6 protein-coding genes are annotated in these 3,930 nt (G+C 40.4%); all 6 read left to right on the forward strand.

The window, feature by feature from the left end; genetic code table 11:
* Window positions 1–65: 65 nt before the first annotated feature.
* The gene (locus CAG69_RS12655) at window positions 66–458 is read left to right on the forward strand and encodes a hypothetical protein (RefSeq protein ID WP_031850676.1); all 393 of its coding nucleotides are present in this window, start codon (window positions 66–68) and stop codon (window positions 456–458) included.
* 248 nt (window positions 459–706) lie between these two features.
* Entirely contained in the window at window positions 707–994 is a 288-nt protein-coding gene (locus CAG69_RS12665; protein ID WP_099609958.1) for a hypothetical protein, read from the forward strand.
* Between the two features lie 132 nt (window positions 995–1,126).
* Window positions 1,127–1,813 (forward strand): DUF4336 domain-containing protein, encoded by a 687-nt coding sequence (locus CAG69_RS12675; RefSeq protein WP_161444486.1) that lies wholly within the window; start codon window positions 1,127–1,129, stop codon window positions 1,811–1,813.
* Window positions 1,814–1,972: 159 nt separating this feature from the next.
* The gene (locus CAG69_RS12680) at window positions 1,973–2,509 is read left to right on the forward strand and encodes a nucleotidyltransferase family protein (RefSeq protein ID WP_161444489.1); all 537 of its coding nucleotides are present in this window, start codon (window positions 1,973–1,975) and stop codon (window positions 2,507–2,509) included.
* Window positions 2,510–2,639: 130 nt separating this feature from the next.
* Complete coding sequence (locus tag CAG69_RS12685) at window positions 2,640–3,191, forward strand: hypothetical protein (protein WP_257973124.1); 552 nt, start codon at window positions 2,640–2,642, stop codon at window positions 3,189–3,191.
* A gap of 143 nt (window positions 3,192–3,334) precedes the next feature.
* A complete protein-coding gene (locus tag CAG69_RS12695; RefSeq protein WP_161444491.1) occupies window positions 3,335–3,832 on the forward strand; it encodes a DNA topology modulation protein in 498 nt (165 codons plus the stop codon).
* Window positions 3,833–3,930 lie beyond the last annotated feature (98 nt).

Here is a 3,930-nt window from a genome sequence, read left to right on the forward strand (position 1 = left end):
GGGTGGTTTGCGTTGCTCACCCCTTAATGCGGCGTTAGGCAAATATTGGTGAGGTGATAATTGAAATGAGTTTAGAAAAAGCACTTATTAAAAATTTATTTACAGATGTTCTTATGGCGCCAGAGTTAGATGTTGCATTAATTGAGCAGTACGTCGACCCATCTTATATACAAAAAGTGGATGGAGTGGAGTTGGATTATGATAGCTTTGTAAATCATATAGAGGCACAGAAGAAAGTTATTAGTACATTAGATGTTAACTTTCTTACTTTGGTTCAAGAGGGCAATGTTCTTTTCAGTAATCATGTAGTAACAGCCCACAAAAAAGATGGCTCGATTATAAAAGTCAAAGTTATAGCCCAGTTCACGATACATAATAATCGTTTAGTCTTGTGTGATGAATTAACAAGGTTAATTGAGGGCGGTGATGAAGATCATGATATTGGGTCAAGGCATTAAATCACTTTGACTATTTGCCTAACAAGCTGTTCAAGAGTGATTCGCAACGCGTGGCATTTTTACTATGCGTTGGTTTTAGTGTTTAAGGTGGTATGCGGCAGCTTTTGTATTGCGTTGCTCACACCTTAACAGAGCGTTATGTGCTTATGCATCTAATTTGGGCTGTATCGCATAATCAGTACAGGTTTTAAGGAATGTTTCCAGTTATAGAGTAGGATTTTTCGAGGGTGCAAACGGAGTTCTCGCTTATGAATACTTGGAAAAGTAAAAGGTTAAACAGGTGGAAACAAACTCGTAAAAAAGGACGGGGTCATTACGTTTTAAAAACTACTTTAATTGCAACTGGTTCAGTCTTGTTTGGAAAAACAGTTGGTTTCATCCTATTTGACAAAGTTCGCACGTGGTTAGAATTCTGGTTTGATTTCGGTTTGTCGACACTGGTATTACTTGCTCTTGGGGTAGTTTTAGGTTTTGTAACGTGGAGTGTCTCAGAGTCTTGGTATAGACGAGAAATTAATAAACAAGAACGCACATAACAAACTGTTTAAGAGTGATTCGCAACGCGTGGCATTTTTACTATGCGTTGCGTTTAGTGTTTAAGGTGGTATGCAGCAGCTTCGGCATTGCGTTGCTCACACCTTAACAGGGCGTTATGTGATTGGAGTAACATGGAAAAATTAGCGCATGAAATTTGGATATTTAATGGTGAACCTGTTCAGTTCTTAGGTTTGCCTTTTTCCACTCGAATGACGGTTGTTAGACTTTCTAGTGGAGATCTATGGCTTCATAGTCCAATCAAATTATCTGAGTCAATTGCAGAGCAAATTGACAGTTTAGGTTCTGTTAAATATTTAATTGCTCCCAATCATCTACACCACTTGTTCTTATCTGAATTGATTGCGGCCTATCCAAACGCAGAAGTCTATGGGACAAACGAGGTGATAAAAAAGCGTAGCGATATTTCTTTTCATACATCTCTTAATAACCCGCAAAGTTATGCTTGGGAGCCTGACATTGAACAAGAATTGTTTTCTGGTTCTCCGCTAATGGAAGAATGTGTGTTTTACCATAGCAGTTCAAGTACGTTAATTGTTGCTGACCTAGTTGAGAACTTTTCAGGTAAAGACTTTAACTACTGGCAGCGGGTTGTGGCGAAAGGTGTTGGTATACTTGCCCCTAATGGGAAAATGCCTTTAGATTGGCGTTTAAGCTTCATGTTTGGTAAAGCGGATGCTCGGGAACACCTCAATAGGTTGTTGTCTTGGAACCCGCAAATATTGGTCATGGCTCACGGTGAAATTGTCACTGAAAATGCAGACAAATTCTTACAGAAGTCTTTCAAATGGTTAGTATGAGAAACCTTTGAGAAAATCACATAACAAAGCATTCAAGAGGGATTCACAACGCTTGGCAGTTTTGGTCCAAGATTTAGCTTAGGTGTTTATGGCACAATGGTTTAGGTTGGGGGGCGACGTTGTTCACCCCTTAATGCGGCGTTATGGCGCAGGACGAAAATGGACAGAATCGTAGAATTAATAAAACGTGATCCAATAAGGACTGAGGCACTAAATCATGTGTCTCAGCTGAATTTACCTCAGTGCTATATAGCAGCAGGTTTCGTCCGAAATCTAGTTTGGGACTCGTTACATGGGTTTAAATCTACGACTCCTTTGAATGACGTTGATGTTATCTATTTCGACCCGAATGAATCCAATTCTGATACCTACTTGTATTATGAAGTACACTTGAAAGGCTGTATGCCAGAGCTTAACTGGCAAGTTCGAAATCAAGCTCAAATGCATCAACGTAATGGTGATGAACCTTATCAAAGTTCAGTGGATGCTATGAGCTATTGGCCTGAAAAAGAAACAGCCGTTGGTGTTCGTCAAACAGGCGTGAATCAATATGAAGTTATCTCAGCGTTTGGGTTTGAATCTTTATTTGGTTACTGCGTCACGCATAACCCTAAAAGGTCACGAGCAGCATTTGAAAATCGTGTAAATTCGAAAGGATGGTTAGTTAAGTGGCCATCTTTGAGAATTGCGCCATAACAAGCAATTTAAGAGGGATTCACAACGCTTGGCACTTTTGCTTCTACTTCAGTTTTAGTGTTTATGGCACAATGCTTTAGGTTGGGTGAAGGCGTTGTTCACCCCTTAATTGGGCGTTAGCAGTCAATGGGTGGATTTAAATATGTATCTATACCACAGAGTACCTGTCAATTTAAAAGGCAATATGCTGTTTCCACTCAATGAGTTGAAGCAAGTGCATGATAACTTGTATCAGCTTCACGTAAAGAAATATCGAAACAGAGAGGGGGCATTAGAGCGTAGGGTATTACCTCTAGACTGTCTCTGGAATGACGTACTTCATTTAAGCCCGATACATCCTCATAAGATTAAAAGTGCTTTGATAGAACAAGGTCTACAGCTATCGAATCTGGGGCGCTATTTTAGATTCGAGGCGTTGAACTTAGGGTTGGATGAATGCAATAGCACTTTCTTTTGGTCAAAAGAGCAAAAGTTTGGTGAGTGGTCTGCTAAAGAAAGTGATTACTCCCAGTTTGATGTTGCTCGGCTCAGTGAGATGTCAGACTTGCCGCCAGAAACTGAGCGTTACTATGCGCAACAAATATCTATCGGAGCTAGCCCTCTTCTCTATTTCAGAACACCGCACGTCTTATTTAAAGGGTGTATAAATATAGATGAGAGTGTCGAAATAATAGACTGCTAACAAATTGTTCAAGAGTGATTCGGCACGCGTGGCATTTTTACCATGCGTCAGGTTTGGTGGTTAAGGTGATATGCGGAGGCCTTGGTATTGCGCGCCTCACACCTTAACAAGGCGTTAACTGGATTGGTGACGAGGTAAGTCCGATGAAAAGAATTGCGGTCATTGGTTCCGGCGGTTCGGGTAAATCCACATTTTCGGCACTATTAGGTACAGAGTTGAATTTGCCTGTTCATCATCTCGATCAGCTATATTGGAAACCAAATTGGGTTAAAACTCCAAAAGATGACTGGATCAAAATTCAAAAAGGTCTTTGTGAAAGCGAGTGTTGGATTATCGACGGTAATTATCAGAGCACCCTTGATATAAGATTTGGAGCTTGTGACACAGTAATATTCTTAGATGTAAACCGATATACCTGTATCTATCGAGCACTAAAGAGAACATTATTAAGTAGTAAGCGTCCAGATTTAGCTGAAGGTTGCGATGAAAGGTTTGATATCGAGTTCATCAAATTCTTATGGGACTATCCCAAAAAGTCGAAACCCCTAATAATGGACAAACTCAAGACGCTTACAAGAAATAAGCGTGTAATTATCGCAAAATCTGGAAAGCAAGCGCTCCTCCTTTGCAAATCCAGTTAACAAACTGTTCAAGAGGGATTCGCAACGCGTGGCATTTTTACTATGCGTTGGTTTTAGTGTTTAAGGCGGTATGCGGCTGCATCGGTATGGCGTTGCTC

The organism is Vibrio sp. V43_P6S15P86, from assembly GCF_009904725.1.
GTDB lineage: Bacteria > Pseudomonadota > Gammaproteobacteria > Enterobacterales > Vibrionaceae > Vibrio > Vibrio diabolicus.

Excerpts from the sequence above, each read along its gene's own strand:
- CAG69_RS12665 (WP_099609958.1), top strand. The coding sequence starts at position 707 with ATGAATACTTGGAAAAGTAAAAGGTTAAACAGGTGGAAACAAACTCGT.
- CAG69_RS12695 (WP_161444491.1), top strand. The coding sequence starts at position 3,335 with ATGAAAAGAATTGCGGTCATTGGTTCCGGCGGTTCGGGTAAATCCACA.
- CAG69_RS12675 (WP_161444486.1), top strand. The coding sequence starts at position 1,127 with ATGGAAAAATTAGCGCATGAAATTTGGATATTTAATGGTGAACCTGTT.
- CAG69_RS12680 (WP_161444489.1), top strand. The coding sequence starts at position 1,973 with ATGGACAGAATCGTAGAATTAATAAAACGTGATCCAATAAGGACTGAG.
- CAG69_RS12655 (WP_031850676.1), top strand. The coding sequence starts at position 66 with ATGAGTTTAGAAAAAGCACTTATTAAAAATTTATTTACAGATGTTCTT.